Annotated in this window: 1 protein-coding gene; it reads right to left on the reverse strand. The window is 45.1% G+C overall.

The genetic code is table 11. From position 1 onward, the window contains the following. Window positions 1-209: 209 nt before the first annotated feature. Window positions 210-1,199 (reverse strand): LCP family protein, encoded by a 990-nt coding sequence (locus tag BUB93_RS11205; protein ID WP_073272300.1) that lies wholly within the window; start codon window positions 1,197-1,199, stop codon window positions 210-212. Between the last annotated feature and the right edge of the window lie 160 nt (window positions 1,200-1,359).

The following is a 1,359-nucleotide window of genomic DNA, read 5'->3' on the forward strand; positions in this document are numbered from 1 at the left end:
TTGCTTTTAGAGACAGTTTTTACGAGACGGAGTCTCATTTCTCGACTGCGCAGCAGTCATTTCCCGTAGGGCGAAGCCCTGCGTCCCACAGTCGCCTCAGCGACTAAACGACTGTTTCCCGATCGCCTCACAATCGTTTAACAACAAAACCCCCCGATGCTGTGCATTGGGGGGTTTGTCATGCCAACCCTTCGACGCGTCTAGGACGCTTAGGGCATCTTATTGCTTATCTCCATCAGCGAATCGCTGGGAGAATAATCTTCATTTTCATAAATGAACTCGTGCAGGTATCTTGCATTGTCCACAAGGGTCATCGGCTTTAAGTAGTAAACTCCACCAAACAATCCGCCCTTGCTGTGTTCGTCAAGTGGAAGCCTGCTGTCCGCAATGGATGAGGTTCCGCTAGTCATGACTCTTGTTCCAAGGCTTAGTATCTCAGATCTTGACAAGCTCGTCTGCACATAAGGAAGAAGGCTGTCTGCAAGGCTCATGGCTCTTGTAATGGATCTGTCTCTAAGCACCTTGTTAAGCACGTTCTCCAGGACTGTCCTCTGTCTTTCAGTACGTTCGTAGTCCGCATTTCCTATATTACGGATCCTGCTGTAATCAACTGCCTGGGAACCGTTTAAGGTGTGAAGACCTCCAGAGCTTATGCCTGAAATCTGTGTAGCTTCGGCGCTGCTTATTTCAATGTCAACTCCGCCTACTGCATCCACTATTCTTTCCATGGCATCGAAGTTTACGGTGACGAAATCACGGATGTTCATGTCAAAGTTGGTGTTTATAGTCTTAATGGCAAGCTCAGGTCCGCCATAGGCGTATGCGTGATTTATCTTGTCGTATTTTTTTCCGGGTATGCTGACGTATGTGTCCCTCATTATAGATGTAAGCTTGATCTTTTTGTTGTCTGTATCCACAGTGGCGATCATTATGCTGTCCGTACGGGAATTGTCGTAGCTGTTTCCTCTTGTATCTATTCCAAACAATGCGATATTGGTAATCTTTTTGTTAGAGTTGTCGGTTATTCCAAGATCGTCCTCGTTGATTTTCACCTGGTCCATCTTGCCGAACATATTGTTTACGAATAAAAATGCCGCAGATGTCAGAACCACTATGATGGCAAATGTGGCGATCAATATTTTTTTCAGTCTTTTCTTTTTGTTTTTATTATTCTTTCTTATTCTTGCTGCACTTGGCATACAATCACCTACCGTTTGTTATTTATAATTACTGGGAACGCTAAAGGAGCTCCGTCAAGGGCTCATTTTACTCGCGAGAAAAGCGCAACGCGCGTATTGAAATCTTGCTTTTAGAGACAGTTTTTACGAGACGGAGTCTCATTTCTCGACTGCGCAGCAG

The sequence above is a fragment of the Alkalibacter saccharofermentans DSM 14828 genome (assembly GCF_900128885.1).
Lineage (GTDB): Bacteria > Bacillota > Clostridia > Eubacteriales > Alkalibacteraceae > Alkalibacter > Alkalibacter saccharofermentans.